General features: G+C 69.1%; 14 protein-coding genes, 1 tRNA gene and 1 pseudogene. 9 read left to right on the forward strand and 7 right to left on the reverse strand.

Features of this window, described 5'->3' with window-relative positions; translation table 11 throughout:
• Position 1: 1 nt before the first annotated feature.
• The 3 genes from lysA to AB0L06_RS21850 form a co-directional block, all read right to left on the reverse strand.
• Positions 2-1,396 carry a diaminopimelate decarboxylase gene (lysA, locus tag AB0L06_RS21840; protein ID WP_500232884.1) on the reverse strand — a complete coding sequence of 465 codons (1,395 nt, stop codon included), beginning with the start codon at positions 1,394-1,396 and terminating at the stop codon, positions 2-4.
• The gene (locus tag AB0L06_RS21845; RefSeq protein WP_500232885.1) at positions 1,393-1,965 is read right to left on the reverse strand and encodes a DALR anticodon-binding domain-containing protein; all 573 of its coding nucleotides are present in this window, start codon (positions 1,963-1,965) and stop codon (positions 1,393-1,395) included. The genes lysA and AB0L06_RS21845 overlap by 4 nt, the downstream gene beginning before the upstream one ends.
• Before the next feature lie 148 nt (positions 1,966-2,113).
• Positions 2,114-2,473 (reverse strand): response regulator transcription factor, encoded by a 360-nt coding sequence (locus AB0L06_RS21850; protein ID WP_500232907.1) that lies wholly within the window; start codon positions 2,471-2,473, stop codon positions 2,114-2,116.
• A 132-nt stretch (positions 2,474-2,605) separates the two neighbouring features.
• Between AB0L06_RS21850 and AB0L06_RS21855 the strand changes: the two genes are divergently transcribed.
• Positions 2,606-2,677, forward strand: a tRNA-Arg gene (locus AB0L06_RS21855).
• A 122-nt stretch (positions 2,678-2,799) separates the two neighbouring features.
• Positions 2,800-3,459: a hypothetical protein gene (locus AB0L06_RS21860; protein WP_500232886.1), complete on the forward strand. Its 660-nt coding sequence runs from the start codon at positions 2,800-2,802 to the stop codon at positions 3,457-3,459.
• Positions 3,460-3,486: 27 nt separating this feature from the next.
• Here the strand turns inward: AB0L06_RS21860 and AB0L06_RS21865 are convergent.
• A pseudogene (locus AB0L06_RS21865) lies at positions 3,487-3,954 on the reverse strand (recombinase family protein); the annotation flags it as partial.
• Here AB0L06_RS21865 and AB0L06_RS21870 point away from each other — a divergent pair.
• Positions 3,919-4,422 (forward strand): hypothetical protein, encoded by a 504-nt coding sequence (locus AB0L06_RS21870; RefSeq protein ID WP_500232887.1) that lies wholly within the window; start codon positions 3,919-3,921, stop codon positions 4,420-4,422. The pseudogene AB0L06_RS21865 and the gene AB0L06_RS21870 overlap by 36 nt on opposite strands.
• A 321-nt stretch (positions 4,423-4,743) precedes the next feature.
• Here AB0L06_RS21870 and AB0L06_RS21875 read toward each other — a convergent pair whose 3' ends face one another.
• From AB0L06_RS21875 to AB0L06_RS21885, 3 genes are read right to left on the reverse strand one after another with little or no spacing between them, the layout of a single operon-like run.
• Positions 4,744-5,628 (reverse strand): DNA-methyltransferase, encoded by an 885-nt coding sequence (locus AB0L06_RS21875; RefSeq protein WP_500232888.1) that lies wholly within the window; start codon positions 5,626-5,628, stop codon positions 4,744-4,746.
• A 26-nt stretch (positions 5,629-5,654) separates the two neighbouring features.
• Positions 5,655-6,725, reverse strand: a complete 1,071-nt coding sequence (locus tag AB0L06_RS21880; protein ID WP_500232889.1) for a DNA cytosine methyltransferase — start codon at positions 6,723-6,725, stop codon at positions 5,655-5,657.
• A 53-nt stretch (positions 6,726-6,778) separates the two neighbouring features.
• Positions 6,779-7,366, reverse strand: a complete 588-nt coding sequence (locus tag AB0L06_RS21885) for a hypothetical protein (protein ID WP_500232890.1) — start codon at positions 7,364-7,366, stop codon at positions 6,779-6,781.
• Between the two features lie 324 nt (positions 7,367-7,690).
• Here AB0L06_RS21885 and AB0L06_RS21890 point away from each other — a divergent pair, with 324 nt between their 5' ends.
• The 6 genes from AB0L06_RS21890 to AB0L06_RS21915 form a co-directional block, all read left to right on the forward strand.
• Complete coding sequence (locus AB0L06_RS21890) at positions 7,691-8,281, forward strand: pilin (protein WP_500232891.1); 591 nt, start codon at positions 7,691-7,693, stop codon at positions 8,279-8,281.
• Between the two features lie 395 nt (positions 8,282-8,676).
• The gene (locus tag AB0L06_RS21895; protein WP_500232892.1) at positions 8,677-9,795 is read left to right on the forward strand and encodes a conjugal transfer protein TrbL family protein; all 1,119 of its coding nucleotides are present in this window, start codon (positions 8,677-8,679) and stop codon (positions 9,793-9,795) included.
• On the forward strand, positions 9,795-10,751 hold the full coding sequence (locus AB0L06_RS21900; RefSeq protein ID WP_500232893.1) for a PrgI family protein: 957 nt from the start codon (positions 9,795-9,797) through the stop codon (positions 10,749-10,751). Before AB0L06_RS21895 ends, AB0L06_RS21900 begins: the two co-directional genes overlap by 1 nt.
• 35 nt (positions 10,752-10,786) lie before the next feature.
• A complete protein-coding gene (locus tag AB0L06_RS21905) occupies positions 10,787-12,499 on the forward strand; it encodes a VirB4 family type IV secretion system protein (protein ID WP_500232894.1) in 1,713 nt (570 codons plus the stop codon).
• A complete protein-coding gene (locus tag AB0L06_RS21910) occupies positions 12,496-14,877 on the forward strand; it encodes a type IV secretory system conjugative DNA transfer family protein (protein ID WP_500232895.1) in 2,382 nt (793 codons plus the stop codon). Before AB0L06_RS21905 ends, AB0L06_RS21910 begins: the two co-directional genes overlap by 4 nt.
• Positions 14,877-15,069: replication-relaxation family protein (locus AB0L06_RS21915; RefSeq protein WP_500232896.1), on the forward strand; the 193-nt coding region annotated here is incomplete at its 3' end. The genes AB0L06_RS21910 and AB0L06_RS21915, both read left to right, overlap by 1 nt.

Genomic DNA, 15,069 nt, shown 5'->3' on the forward strand with positions numbered 1-15,069 from the left:
TTCACGCCTCTACCTCCGCATCCAGCCGGAGCAGGTCGGCGTCGCTCTCGCGCCGCACGACGACCCGCGCCACGCCGTCCCGCACGGCCACAACGGCCGGCCTGGGGACATGGTTGTAATTACTCGCCATCGAACGACAGTACGCACCGGTCGCGGCCACCGCCACCAGGTCGCCCGCCGCCAGGTCGTCCGGAAGCCACAGGTCGCGGACGACGATGTCGCCGCTCTCGCAGTGCTTGCCCACGAGCCTGCTGAGCATGGGCTCCGCCTGCGATTCCCGGCTTGCCAGGACGCAGGTGTACTCGGCGCCGTAGAGGGCGGTGCGAAGGTTGTCGCTCATACCCCCGTCGACGGACACGTAGGTGCGCAGCCCCTCGACGTCCTTGACCGTGCCGACCTCGTACAGCGTAATGCCGCCGGGACCGGCGATCGCCCGTCCGGGCTCCACCGTGAGCCTCGGCATGGTCAGCCCATAGGCACGGCATTCGCGCTGGACGATGTCCCTGAGCGAATCGGCCATCTGCTTCGGATCGATGGGCTGGTCACCGTCGGTGTAGGCGATGCCGTAGCCACCGCCGAGATCGAGCTCGGGGAGCTCGACACCGTGCTCGTCCCTGATGGAGACGAGCAGTTCCGCCAGCCGGTGCGCGGCGACCTCGAAACCGTCCGGATCGAAGATCTGGCTACCGATGTGGCTGTGCAGGCCCACCAGCTCAAGGGTCTCCCGCAGCTCCAGAACGCGCCGGACGGCCTCCAGCGCGGCCCCGCTACCGCGCGAGAACCCGAACTTCTGGTCATCGTGGGCCGTGGCGATGAACTCGTGCGTGTGCGCCTCCACGCCGGTCGTCACGCGCACCATGACCTTGGGCCGCCTGCCCAGCTTCTCGGCCAGGTAGGCGAGCCGGGCGATCTCCTCGAACGAGTCGATGACGATGCGGCCGACGCCCACCTCGACCGCCCGCTCGAGCTCGTGCACGGACTTGTTGTTCCCGTGCAGGGTGATGCGCTCGACGGGGAAGTCCGCGGCCAGCGCGATGGCCAGCTCCCCACCGGTGCACACGTCCAGGCCCAGGCCCTCTTCCTTGATCCACTTGGCCATCGCCACACACAGGAACGCCTTGCCGGCGTAGTGGACGCTGCCGTCGTGGAACGCCGCCGCGTACTCACGCGCCCGCGCGCGCACGTCGTTCTCGTCATACACGTACAGGGGGGTGCCGAACTGCTGGGCCAGGTCGCGGACGTCGACGCCGCCGACGGTCACAGCGCCCTCGTCCCTGCGCGCGTTGAGCGGCCAGACCTGCTCGTCCAGCGCGTTCAGGTCCGCGGGGGCGGGCAGGGGGTGCTCTTCGGGAAGGACGTCCGCGTGCCGGGGGCCGGCCGGGTGAACTCTGCTCATATCCGCTCTCTCGGGGTTTCGCCGATCATGGTGAGGCCATTGCGCAAGGCGATGCCCGCAGCCGCCGCGATCGTCACACGGGACGCGTGCACCGCCGAGGGTTTCTCCCCCACCGGCAACGCCGGACAGCGCTCATAGACCGTGTGATAGGCGTCCGCCACCTCGACCAGCGCCTGCACGAGAAGCCGACCGTCCTTCTTACGGGCGGCGCTCCGCGCCCACCCGGGCAGCTCCCCCAACACCTGGATCAGCGGCAGCTCGTCCCCGGCGGGCTCAACCCGTCCACACCGAACACCGAAATCCGCGGCCCGCCTCTGGACGGCCATCGCGCGCGCATAAGCGAACCGCACCGAAAACCCGGAATTCTCGAAAACCCTGGGCCGATCGCTCAGCTCAACTGAGGGCACCCCGGCCGCGACCGCATATTCCGAATCGTCCGCGATCGCCTCGGCAAGCGCCCCGGCCCGGACCCGCAGAATCACGAACCCCTGATCAATCTCGGCCGAAATCTCATCATGTGAGATGGCCTCTGCCACGGCCCCCGCGTCAAGCCCCAGCCTGAACGCCACCGGGCTCGCGTAAACCCCTGCCCCAACGCAGCGCAATGCGACGTCCCCGGGCTCTACGCCCGCGACGTCGCGCACGGCGTCCCGAAGCACGCCGCTCACCACCGCTGGAGTCACCCTCGCGAGACTATCCGACCACTATGCGGACACGTCACGCACCGGCCGCGAGCTTCCGCACCGTCTGAATCAGCCGATTGGGGTCGAACGGCTTGGTGACGTACGCGTCCACCCCGATCTCGTGCCCCCGCCGCACATCGTGATCCTGCGCGCGCGCGGTGATCATCACGACCCGGATGTGCCGCGTCTCGTCGTCCTCGCGCAGCCGCACCGCCGTGCCCCACCCGTCCAGCCGCGGCATCATCACGTCCAACGTGATCACGTCCGGACGCACGTCCCGAACTTTGTCGAGGCAGTCCTGACCGTCCACCGCCGTGACGACATCGAACCCCTCCAACTGCAGGTTCACAGCGATCAGCTGCCGAATCACCTCGTCGTCATCGACGACCAGCACCCGTCCCAGTGGCTCGGTCACGCCCCCGAAGCTAGCCGACGACCGAACCCGTCGCACCCCAAACAACCAGGTGCGCACCACGCCCCCAACCCTGGTAGTCTTCATCTCGCGCCAAGGAACACCAGGCGCAACGCCCCCTTAGCTCAGGGGATAGAGCAACGGCCTCCGGAGCCGTGTGCGCAGGTTCGAATCCTGCAGGGGGCACCCGGAACAAGGAAAGCAGAATCATTCGCCGATACACCTTCGGGTGTGTCGGCGATTTTGCTTGTAACGGCCTTGATCACGGGCATGGAACTCTCCTTCATGGTGACGCGCACGATCACCGAGTGATCAGTGTGCCGGTACCGGATTTCCAGGTTGAAGCTGTCGAACAGCTCGCGAAGCAGATCATCAGGCACTGTCCACAGCCTGGCGGCGAATGTGGGCAACTCTTCGAGAAGCTCCGGGGCGTCGGGGGCATCGACGGCGTTCTGGGCGGTGAGGTTCGCGACCTCCGTGGTCTTGCCCTTGTGCTCGCGGGTCACCTCGGCAAATCGCCGCCTCAGCCGTTCACGCAGGTCGGCGTCAGCTTCCGGGTCGCCGGTGGGCGCGAACTCCTCCATCTGCGTCATCAGGTTCTCGCGCCGCCGCTCCAGGTCGGCGATCTCACGGGTCAGCCGCACCACGGCGGGCGGAGGCGTCTTCTCGGCCGTGAGCGTACTTCGCAGCGCCGCCTTTCGCTGTGGGCCAAGGACGTGATCAGCGAAGAATACGGCCACGATTTCCATCAGGTCGTCTTCACGCACCCAGAGGCTCTTGGGGTGATCGGCGTACCATTGGCGGCGGTCGCGGTGGTGGCGCATATCCGACTCGCAGGCAAAATAGGGCACCTCGCGTCGAGCTTTTCCGTGCATGCGCCGATCACACATATCGCATACGACGTAGGAACGCAGGCGGTAGACGCGCTTGGCCTGCGGGTGACGGTTGATTCCGGGCTTCGCTCGTGAACCCTGTTTGGAAGCGGACGCTACTTCCTCGAAACGCGCCTTGGTCACCAGAGGTTCGTGGACAGGATGTTTGGACCAGACCCACTCTTCCGGCGGGTTACAGCGTCCGCCCTTCTTGGTCGAGCGGCGATTCCACACCATGTAGCCGGTGTACTTGGGATTGATCAGGATCTCCCGGATCGCCGAACCGCTCCACCGCCCCAAAGCCCGGCGCGGGTCCACCGGCTTCGGCGGCGGGTACTTTTCGGGATCCGCGTTGAGCCGATCCGCGATGGCGTCGTAGCCGAGGCGGAGGACAGCGCGAAGCTCGAAGATCTTGGTGACGGCAGGCCCCTCGACCGGATCCGGGATCAGCCGCGTTTTGGTCCGTCCCTGGGCGCGTTTGGCCTCGACTGGGTGCGGAACTCTCTTGGCCCGGTAGCCGTAGCAGGGCTTGCCGACGTTCCATCCCTGCTCGGTGTGCTCGCAGAAGGCGTCCCAGGACAGCTCCAGCATCTGCAGGACGTACCACTCGGCGACGGCCTGCTTGACCCGGCGGGTGAGGATCGGAGTCGCGCGCTTCTGCGCCCGCCCTGTGGACGGCTTGCCGAATTCGGGCATGGGCTCGTCGGCGGCCAGCAGCATGACCCCGGCCTGCTCCAGCTCGTACTCGACTTTGGTGCCGAAGTAGGTGCGCCGCGCGACCCGCTCCACCGACTCGCACACCACCGCCACGAACCGGCGGTCGGGGCGCTTGGCTTCGGCGAGCAGGTCCTGGATACCTCCGTCGCGGGCGATCGGGATGTCGAACGCCTCGTGTGCGTGACCGCGGCCCCGGTCCTCCAGGGCCATCCGGCCGGATTCGATGTCGTAGAAATGCGCGACGATCATGCAGTTGGAGGGCAGCGCGTTGCGGGCGCTGTTGAGCTGGCGCGGCAGCGACAACGTCGGGTCCTGCTGGTCATCGGTGGAGGTCCGGCCTAGCCAGGCCACCGGCATCGCCATGCTGGTGGCCTCGGTGGCTACGTCGTTGTTCTCGGACTCTTGCCAGGGAAATCTCACGTTCCCCGATGTCGGTGAAGCCATCGAAGGATCTCCAAGATCGCGGCGTTCTGCCGGGCTTCGAGCTCGTCACTCTGGTCGTCGGTGAGGGCGAGGAGTTCGCCCCGCGCCTTCATGGGGCGCCCGTGACGTCGTGCAGGCTTGTCAGCGTAGGGAGGCCCAGGTGTTTCCGGAGGCCCCTGGCAAGGGTCATGTGGCCTGGCGGCAGGCACGCGGAAGGGCTCTTGCCCCGATTCAGCCACCTCAGCCGTCCGGTGGCAGGTCGCGGCAGCCAGTGGCGTTCAGGCGGCAAGCGATCAGCGCGCAGCGGCAGGGGCTCAGTTCGCTGCCCACGAAGCGGGCCCCAAGGTGCCGCGCGGCAATGCCGACATTGCCGGTGGCGGCGAACGGGTCTAGCACCGTGCCGCCCGGACGGCATCCTGCGGCAACGCAACGGAGCGAGGTGCCGACCGGGATTGCCGCCCCAAGCCGTTTGCCGGACGGTGTGGCAGGGATCGTCCAGACATTTCCGCTGGTGCTGCCATCACTTGCCTCGTGTTGCCGACGGGCTGGCAGCACGTCTGGCTGGTTCCTCCTGTCATGAGGGCGGCCGGTCGGAAGCGGCCACAGGCCGCAATGAGTGTTGGGGCGAGATGGGGGACGGCATCCGTGGCGGACTTCGCCGCTGCGCGGTGGAGTGAACCAGTGATTGTGCTGCTTGGCCAGCAGGAACAGCGTGTCGTACCTGTCAGCGAAGCAGCCGTCGCCCGGGGACGCGGTGGGGCTGAGGCAGATAATGGCGTCGCGGATGACCCAGCCGTCCGCGCGCAGGCTGGACGCGACCTGCCAGGGCATGCCGAGAAGGCTGCCGCCGACGGTAACAGTGGCGCTTTGCCCGGCAGCGGACGGGAGCCGGTGGTCACGAAGGTTGATCCAGACGGTGCCGTCAGCGACCAGAACGCGGTAGATCTCGGCAAACACCTGCCGCAGGGCGCCCAGGTAGGCGGCAGGAGTTTCCGCCCTTCCGATGTGCCCTGCCGTGGGCCTGCCGTCGGGACGGTAGGCGGGCGGGCAGGTGACCACACAGTCGGCGGTGTGATCCGGCAGGCTCGCCAGGACCTGCCGCGCATCGCCGAGGTGAAGGGTCATGGTGTCCTTGCGCCAGTAGGGCTGCCTCATCGTGCCTCGGTTCCGGCAAGGGCGGCCGTGAGCAGGCTCAGCGCACAGGCAGCTTGCTGTGGGACGACACCATTCCCGAGGATCTGGAGCTGGGCCTGGCGGGACAGGGGAAGGCCGGTGACATGCCCGCCCGGCAGGCCCATCATCCATTCGACGAAGCGAGCGCTCAGGCGAGGGTGCCCAGTGCGTCCGGGCTCGGTGGGATGGGGCGCTGGCCGGCCGAGGAGCTGTTCCCAGCGGCGGATGGCGGGCTCGTAGTCACCCCATTCCTGTGAGGCGCCGGGCGCAGGTCCGGGTCTCCCTCGGGACCCGGGGTCGTCGCGGTGCCACGACTGGTGGCGCTGGCCACCGGCATGGGGAGCAGCCGGATCGCGATGCTGAGCGGCATCGAGCGGTTGGGGCACTGCCTGCGGGCGCGTGCCAGCCAGCTCTCCACGCGTTCGCTGTCGTTGGCTTTGCATGCCGCCGGAGTTGGCAGCAGGCGGAAGCTGACCACCTCGGCCCGGTCGATCCTGCGTCCGTCCAGGAGCTCCCGTGCCGGGGCCTGGGAGCAGCTGGATCTGGCGATCTGAACGTGCGGCAAGGAGGAAGATCCGGTCGCGGCGGTGGGGCGCGCCGATATCGGATGCTCGTAGGCACATCCATGCCGTGTCGTACCCGAGCGCGGCCAGGTCCCCGAGTACCTGGGGAAGGCCCCGTGTGCGGAGGGCTGCGACGTTTTCCAGGAAGACGTATGCCGGTCGTAGAAGGCGAAGGGAACTGGCGATGGTGATCCAGAGCCCACTACGTGTGTCCTTTCTGATCCCGGCCCCGCGTCCGGCGAAGCTGATGTCCTGGCAGGGGAATCCGGCGGCGACCAGGTCGACCTTGGGCACGGTGGTCCAGTCGAGGTCGAGGAGATCGCCGAGGTTGGGGACGTGGGGCCAGCGGGTGGCCAGCACAGTCGCCGCGCGCGGGTCGTTGTCGGCGCACCAGGCGACGTCAGCGTCGTAGAGCATTTCGATCGCCATCTCGAGGCCGCCGTAGCCGGTGCACAGTGAGCCTATGCGCAGCGGCGCGGCGTCCATGATGCGGCTCCGGCGTGGAGGGCGCCTTTCCGGAGGTACTGGCGTGGGGGTAGTCATGCCAGTTCCCGGCCGGGGATGTTGCGGCTGGGGACATCGAGCTTGAGGGAGCGCAGGTAGCCCTGGCAGTCGCCGAGGGCCCAGCCGAGGTCCAGCAGGGGGAAGGAGTGCTGGACGTAGCGCTCGGTGGAGTCGGTGGCCTGGTGGATGTTGTCGAGGCTGACGGGCCAGGCAAGTTCGGCGTGGACGCCGGGCGGGACGGGCCTGGGGGCCGGGAAGCCGAGGATCTCGCGGATCTTGTCGTGCAGGGCGGGCTCGGCGGGACCGGTGGCCGGTACTCGCAGAATCGGGATTCCGGCTTTGATGGCGCGCTGCTGAATGACGGCCAGGTGGGCGAACATGCGCGGCCGGTCGGCAGGGCGGTCAACGTACATGGCGAGGTCGAACTTCGGAATGTCGCCGTCGACCGAGAGCATCAGCAGGGCGGATGCCTGCGGGCTGGTGTCGAGCGACAGAACGCGGAGGGCCGGGTCGCCCTGAATGGTCTCGGGTTTGTGGTTGCTGGTGACCGGCGGGCGGAAGACGAAGGTTCCGGTGTCGCTCTGGTGGTGCTTGGCCAGTTCCGGGTGGAGCGCCTTGTCCATGGCTCTTGTGTCCTTCTCGTGGGTCCCATGTCCGTCCGCTGGATCTCGGCCGGGGGCCGCCGCGGGTGACATGCGGAGGCTGGGCGCGAGTTCGCTGATGGACGCTTGAGCCCAGGCCATCACCGGTGTCTGGCGGTGCTCTGGCAACTGCGAGGGCGGCTCTGGCGGATCGCTGGCAGGCCCACAAGCGGCGTGTGCTGAGCCTCTGGCGGGCCTCCTGCTGGCACGTGATCACGGCGGAGGGAATCAGCGGCGCCAGAGATCCGCCAATGGCGGCTCCTAGACAGGTCACCGAGACGCATTTCCTGTCGGCGGGAGCATCTGATGGCCTTCGAATTCTCAGCTGGTGACGGTTCTTCCGGTCCTCCGCTGGATGCTGCGGAGGCCACGTTCCAGCTGCCGGCCGGCAAGACAGGTTCTCTGGCATGGAAAGGCCACGAGTACGCCGGTGGATTTCCGTCGAGAAAGCGTCCCGCCGTCCGGGCGGGTCAAATCTCCTCGGCCGCTCCCCCGATGTCTTCCCCAGCAGGGCGGCTGCATCCACGCGGGCTGTTGCGCTCGGGCGGTGGGTGGTTGCGGCGGGGTCTGACGGTGGTGCTGATCGTTGCGGTCGTGGTGCTGGTGATCGCAATCGCTGCGCGTGCTCAGGTTCCGTTCGCGCCGCCGGATCAGGACGATCCCAAGGCGCAGCTAGGGAAGATCATCGACAACCTGCGGACCTGGCTGATCGGGTTCCTGGTTGGGCTGGCCACGCTGATGGCGACGTTCGGCGGCCTGCGGTATTTGCTGGCCGGTGGTGATCCCGGCGAGGTGGCCAAGGCCAAGAACACTCTGCGCAGCGCCGCGATCGGCTACGGCATCGCCGCCCTGGCGCCGGTTCTGGTGTCCGCGCTGAAGAAGATCGTGGGGGTCTGAACATGGGCCTCTCATGCCGGACGCGGTTGTGCGTCGTCAGCCCGCTGGTCGTCTCGGTGCTGATCGGGCTGGGCCTCGCCCTCCACGGACATGGGGCACTGGATGCCCGTCCTGTTGCGGTGAACGAGCCGCCTGATCCGTTGCCATCCCCGGGGCCTGAGCCGAGACCTTCAGTTGGCAGGTCTCCTGAATCCTCTCCTCAGCCGTCGCCGTCTGGGGCGGGGAGCCCGTCATCGTCCAGCTCGGACGCCACGTCGCCCGGCGGCGACTACCCGTCCGAATCCGAGGACGACAAGAAGTGCGATCCCCTGGACTACCCCTGCAAGATCGCTGGCACGATCAACTCCTGGTTCGTGTCGCTCGCGCGGTCGGCGGTGAAGTCGGCGTTCGGGGGGATGAGCGACAACCTCATCCAGACCCCGGAGTTCGTCCGCTTTCCCCGGGTCCAGAGCGCGTGGCAGCAGTCACTGTGGATCGCGAACACCTGCTTCGTGCTGCTGGTGATGGCCGGTGGGCTGCTGCTGATGGGGCACGAGACGGTACAGACGTCTTACTCGGTCAAGGACGTCGCGCCCCGCCTGGTGGTGGCGTTCATGACCACCGAGTTCAGCCGCCTGATCGTTGAGAAGTCGGTGCACTTCGCCAACGCTCTGGCAAGGGCGCTGGCGGGGCCGGGCATCGCACCGGACGCGGCCGTGAAGGTGCTGGGCGATCGGCTCAGTAATCACATCAGCTCAGGATCGATCTTCCTGGTGATCCTGGTGCTGGTCGCGGCGTTCATGGCGTGCATCCTGGTGGCCACCTACGCAATCCGCGTGATGGTGCTGATGGTGCTCCTGGTTGGAGGGCCGCTCGCACTGGCCTGCCAGGCGCTGCCGCAGACCGAGGCGATCGCGCGGGTGTGGTGGCGGATCCTGCTCGCGGTTCTGCTGACGCAGGTCGTCCAGTCGCTGGTGTTCCTCATCGCGATCGAGGTGCTGTTCACCCCGGACGGCTCCAAGGCGTTCACCGACAACGGCCAGTTCTGGGACATGGTCCTGGTGATCTGCCTGCTGTACGTCCTGGTTCGCGTTCCTGTATGGGTGTGGCACCTGGTCGTCCAGGGCTCGGCTCCGCGCAGCTCTGTCAGCCGGGTAGGCACCTATCTCTACGTCCGCTACCAGGTCAGTCGTGCCCATCGAGGGTTCCGCGGCACGGGCCGGGAACGTGGCGGAGGACGGCGACCTGGCGGGGGGTGGCCACCGGGCGGCGGACGGCGGAGGGGCGGCGGCCAGAACCCGCCGCGGCAACCCGGCCCTCGGCCATTCCGCGCACAGCCCACGTACTACGGGCCGCGTCCGGGCCCCTCCTCAGCGCAGCCGGGCGGGCAACCACAGGCTCCACGGCAACCCGCGCCCCGGCCGGCGCCTCAGCCGCCGCAGAGACCCGCCTCGGGCTCGCCGTCCACCCCTCAGCAGCCGTCACCCCGGCGTCGCCCGGCACCCCAGGCGAACCGCAGAGGAAAGGGGACGTGATGCACGACGACACCCGGGTCCTGATCCCTGCCGATATGGAACGCGAGGACCGCCTGCTCTGGGGGCTGACTGCCCGGCAGCTGGCGATCCTGTCGGTCACCGCCGTCACCGCCTACCTGCTGTACGGCTTGGCTTCTCGTGCCGTCCCGGCGGCGCTGGCGCTGGCGAGCGTTGTTCCGCTGCTGACCTTCGGTGCGGCGCTGGCGCTGTTCCGCCGGGACGGGGTCGGCTTGGACCAGTTGGCGGTCGCGGCTTGGAGGCAGAGCCGGGTACCGCGCCGCCAGGTCTTCGCTCCCGAGGGCGTGTCTGGCCCGTCTGAACTTGGCCCACGGTTGGACGAGCCGCTGCCTGGTGTGCTGAATCTGCCAGTCCGATCCATCCGCCAGGACGGGGTTCTGGATCTGAGCGGCGACGGCGTCGCGGTGATCGTGGACTGCTCGACCATCAGTTTCGCCCTGCGCACCGATGAGGAGCAGCTCGCGCTGGTGGCGGCGTTCGGACGCTGGCTGAACTCGCTCACCCATCCCGTCCAGGTGGTCGTGGTGGCCGAGCGCGTCAACTTGCGACCGGCGATTGTGCGGCTGCGCGCCGACGCGCCCGCGTTGCCGCATCCGGCGCTGGAGCGTGCGGCACTGGAGCATGCCGCGTTCCTGGAACGTCTGGGCGCGTCGCGTGACCTGCTGCGCCGCCGCGTTCTTCTGGTGCTGCGAGAACCCCACGACACTTCCGGTGGCCGGGATGCCGCCGGGGCTGCTGGGCGCGTGCTGCGCCGCGCCGAGGACGCCTCTCATGCACTGGGAGCTGCGCAAATCACCGCGCGCGTGCTGGATGCCGCGCAGGCCGCCGCCGTTCTGGCCGGATGCCTGGACCCCAACATGCCGCCTGGCCTGACCGATCTGGCCGCACCAGATGAGCCCGTCACCGCGCCCCGCCTGTTCAAGGAGGACCAGCTGTGATCCGTCTGAACCGTCACGCAGCAGAGCCGTCACAGGTGCCTTCGCCAGCAGTCGAGGTCGCGCCTCGGCACCTGTGCCTGGACGGCAGCGTGTGCACCACCTTCGCCGTGGTCGGGTACCCGCGTGAGGTCGGCCAAGGGTGGCTGCAGCCGCTGCTCACCTATCCCGGACGGCTGGACGTGTCGGTGCACGTCGAGCCGGTACCGCCGCTGGTGGCCGCCGACCGGCTGCGCCGCCAGCTCGCCCGGCTGGAATCCACCAGCCGGGCCGACGCCGACCACGGACGCCTGGTCGATTTCGAGGCCGAGGCCGCCGCCGAAGACGCCTACGAACTGGCGTCCCAGCTCGCCCGAGGTCAGGGACGGCTGTTCCGCGTCGGGGTGTACCTGACGGTGCACGCGCCCACGTTGAAGCTGCTCGAGGCCGAGGTTGGGCGCGTCCGCACTCTGGCCGCATCGCTGCTGCTGGACGCCAAGCCCGCAACCTTCCGCACGCTGCAAGGCTGGACGAGCACGCTGCCGCTCGGGACCGACCGGCTGAAGCTGCGGCGCGCATTCGACACCGCTGCGCTCGCGGCGTCCTTCCCCTTCACCTCACCCGATCTGAACACTGAGCTCGGCGAGCACCCGGTGCTCTACGGGGTGAACGCCGACTCGGCGTCGCTGGTGATGTGGGACCGGTTCGCCCAGGACAACCACAACAGCGTGATCCTGGCGCGCTCAGGTGCGGGCAAGAGCTTTCTGGCCAAGCTCGAGGCGCTGCGGAACCTGTACGCCGGAGTCGAAGTCGCGGTCATCGATCCCGAGGACGAGTACGGGCGCCTGGCCCGCGCGGTCGGTGGCGCGCACCTGCGGCTGGGCGCACCCAAGGTGCGGCTCAATCCCTTCGACCTGCCCGCGGGCCCGCGCGCGGAGTCCGACGCGCTGATCCGCCGCGCGGTTTTCATCCACACGCTGCTGGCCGTCCTGCTCGGCGAGACGATGGACGGCGCGACCAAGGCGGCACTGGACCGCGCCGTCATGAAGACCTACCGGCTCGCCGGGATCACCGCCGACCCGCGCACCTGGCGACGCCGTCCGCCGCTACTGGGTGACCTGGCCAAGACACTGGCCGCCGACCCGGCCCCGCACGCGCGGTCGCTGGCCGACAGGCTCGCGCCGTTCACCTCCGGCAGCCACAAGACGCTGTTCGACGGGCACACCACGACCCGCCCCGACTCCCATCTGGTCGCCTTCTCGCTGCGCGACCTGCCTGACGAGCTCAAGGCGGTCGGCACGCTGATGACGCTGGACGTCATCTGGCGGCGCGTGTCCGACCCGCGCAACCGGCGTCCCCGGCTGATCGTGGTGGACGAGGCGTGGCTGCTGATGCGCGACGCCGAGGGCGCCAAGTTCCTGTACCGCATGGCCAAGGCCGCCCGGAAGCACTGGGCCGGACTCGCGGTCATCAGCCAGGACGCCGCCGACCTGCTCGGCTCCGACCTCGGCCAGGCCGTGGTCGCCAACGCCGCCACCCAGATCCTGCTCCGCCAGGCCCCGCAGGCCATCGACGCCATCGCCGACGCATTCGCGCTGTCGGACGGCGAACGCGGCCTCCTGCTGTCGGCCGAACGCGGACGCGGCCTGCTCACCGCCGGATCCCAGCGGGTGGCGTTCCAGGTGATCGCCAGCGACGCCGAGACCCGCATCGCCACGACCGACCCCGCCGAGCTGGCCGACCTGGACGAACAGGAGGACGACCTGCTGTGAACCCCGACCCGTGGTTCGCGCCCCGGCTACTGCTGACCTGGCTGTACAGCCACTACCTGATCGTCGCGCCGCTCCTGACCGCCGCAGACACGGTCCGGTACGCCGTCCTCCGCTCGCGCCAACGGCGGATGGCAGCCGGAGGCCGGTGCATCGAGATCCAGCCACCGCCGCAGGCGGACCTGGCCAGCGCCCACGCACTGTGGAGCAACCTAATGGGGCTGCTGCGCCCGGCTTGGGCCCGCGTGCTGTTCGGGCAGCCGCATCTTGCGTTCGAGTACCTCTTCGACGCGGGTGGCATCCGCATCCGGCTCTGGGTGCCCGGCAACGTCCCGGACGGTCTGGCCGAACACGCCGTCGAAGCCGCCTGGCCGTCCGCCCGCACCACCACGATCCCAGCCGACCAGGCCGTCCCAATCCCGCCGTCGCAGTGGGCGGCCGGAGGTTGGCTAATGCTGGCGCGCGGCGACCATCTCCCGCTGAAGGATCGCCACAACAACGACCCCCTCCGTGCCCTGATCGGCGCGACGTCGGCCATGCCCCACGGCCAGCACGCCTGTGTGCAGATCCTGGCCCGGCCCGCGACTGGACGCCGCCTGGCCGCCTTGGACCTGCTGGCCGTCGAACGTCACACCCGCGCCTTGCTCACCCTCCTCGATCCCGTCCGCCGTCGTGCTCCGGTCCCTGCGGGCCGGGACGTGACCGACCGCGCCGACCAGATCGAACACACCGCCCAAGCACGCGCCGCCGCAGACAAGGCCGCCCAGTCCCGCTACGCGATCGCCATCCGGTACGCCGTCGCCGCTGCGCCCACAGAACAGCCGCTCACCGCCGAAGCCGAAGTGGCTCGCCGCAACGCCATCGTCGGACGTGCGCACGCCATCGCGTCCGCCTTCGCTATCTACTCCGGGCACAACCGGCTGGAGCGCCGCCGCCTGCGCCGTCCCGCCCAAGCCCTCAACGGACGTCACCTGGGACGCGGCCAGCTGGTCTCGGTCTCGGAGCTGGCGGCCGTTGCGCACCTGCCCTTGGACGAGGCCGTCCCCGGGCTGAACAGGGCCGGAGCCCACTCCGTCGCACCGTCCCCGGTGATCGCCCGCCACGGGCCCGATGCCAAGCCCCTCGGGGATTCCGACTCCGGCACGGCCCGTCCGGTCGGGCTGCGCGTCGCGGACGCTGTCCACCACGTCCACGTCATGGGCCCGAACGGCACCGGTAAGTCCACGTTGCTCGCCCAGATGATCCTCGCCGATGTCAACGCCGGACGCGGCACCGTGGTCATCGAGGCCAAGGGAGACCTGGTCACCGACTTGCTAGGGCTGCTGCCAGAGGAATGCGCGAACCGGGTCGTGCTCATCGATCCCGACGACCGGTATTCCCATCCCTCTCTGAACGTCCTGCAGACCTCCGGCCGGGGCGGGGACGTCGCGATGGCCACCGACAACCTCGTCGGGATCTTCCGCCAGATCTACGCCGACACCTGGGGCCCCCGCACCGACGACATCTTGCGCGGCTGCTGCCTCACCCTCTCCCAGTGTGGCGGCACCCTCGCCGACATTCCCGCCCTGCTCACCGACCCCGTCTACCGGCGCCGGCGCACCGCAGGTCTTGCCGACCCGTTGCTGCGCGGCTTCTGGAACTGGTACGAGGGGCTGTCGGAGACCGCCCAGGCACACGTCACCAGCCCCATCATGAACAAGCTGCGCGCGCTCCTATTGCGCCCGTTCGTCCGTGACGTGCTCGGTTCGGCCCGCTCCACCTTCGATATGAGCGACATCCTGGACGGCGGCGTCCTGCTCGTCCGGCTCCCCAAGGGCGTCCTCGGCGACGACACCGCCCGCCTGCTCGGATCGATGATCCTGGCCCAGGTCTGGCAGGCCGCCGCCCGCCGCGCACGCCTCGGCCACGCCCGCCCACACGCCGCTATGTACGTGGACGAGTGCCACAACTTCCTCACACTGCCGCACGCCCTGTCGGACATGCTCGCCGAGGCCCGCGCCTACCGCGTCTCGCTCACGCTGGCCCACCAGTACCTCGACCAGCTCCCCCGCGCCCTGCGTCAGGCGATCTCCTCCGACGCCCGCAACAAGCTCTACTTCGCCCTGTCCCCCGACGACGCCGCGACGGTCGCCACCCACTTCCGGCCCGTCCTGTCCGCGCACGACCTGGCCAGCCTCGCCGCCTACCAAGCCGCAGCCCGCCTGGTCGTCAAGGCCGCCGAGACTCCCCCGTTCACCCTGCGAACCCGCCCGCTCCCCGAACCCGACCGCGAACGCGCGAACCGCATTCGCGCCGCCGCGAGCGCCGCCCATGGCCGCCGCTCGGAGGCCGCAACCGCACGTCCTGATGATCCCCGCCTCGCACCCACCGAAGGAGAATGATGTCCGCACGCCGCTACACACCCGCCGTCCTGGCCGCCCTCGCGCCCCGCATCACCAGCCGCGACCGGCACGTCCTGCGCCTGGTCTGGGAACACCGCGTCCTGACCGCCCCGCAGATCGCCCAGATCGCCTTCGACTCCGACGACACCGCCCGCAAGCGCATGCTGCGCCTGCACGAGATGAGCGTCGTCG

Source organism: Spirillospora sp. NPDC052269, from assembly GCF_040679435.1.
Lineage (GTDB): Bacteria > Actinomycetota > Actinomycetes > Streptosporangiales > Streptosporangiaceae > Spirillospora.

Bases quoted from the DNA above. Each gene is read 5' to 3' on its own strand.
- lysA (WP_500232884.1), bottom strand. From the start codon at position 1,396: ATGAGCAGAGTTCACCCGGCCGGCCCCCGGCACGCGGACGTCCTTCCC.
- AB0L06_RS21875 (WP_500232888.1), bottom strand. From the start codon at position 5,628: ATGACCCTTCACCTCGGCGATGCGCGGCAGGTCCTGGCGAGCCTGCCG.
- AB0L06_RS21880 (WP_500232889.1), bottom strand. From the start codon at position 6,725: ATGGACGCCGCGCCGCTGCGCATAGGCTCACTGTGCACCGGCTACGGC.
- AB0L06_RS21885 (WP_500232890.1), bottom strand. From the start codon at position 7,366: ATGGACAAGGCGCTCCACCCGGAACTGGCCAAGCACCACCAGAGCGAC.
- AB0L06_RS21890 (WP_500232891.1), top strand. From the start codon at position 7,691: ATGGCCTTCGAATTCTCAGCTGGTGACGGTTCTTCCGGTCCTCCGCTG.
- AB0L06_RS21895 (WP_500232892.1), top strand. From the start codon at position 8,677: ATGAGCGACAACCTCATCCAGACCCCGGAGTTCGTCCGCTTTCCCCGG.
- AB0L06_RS21900 (WP_500232893.1), top strand. From the start codon at position 9,795: ATGCACGACGACACCCGGGTCCTGATCCCTGCCGATATGGAACGCGAG.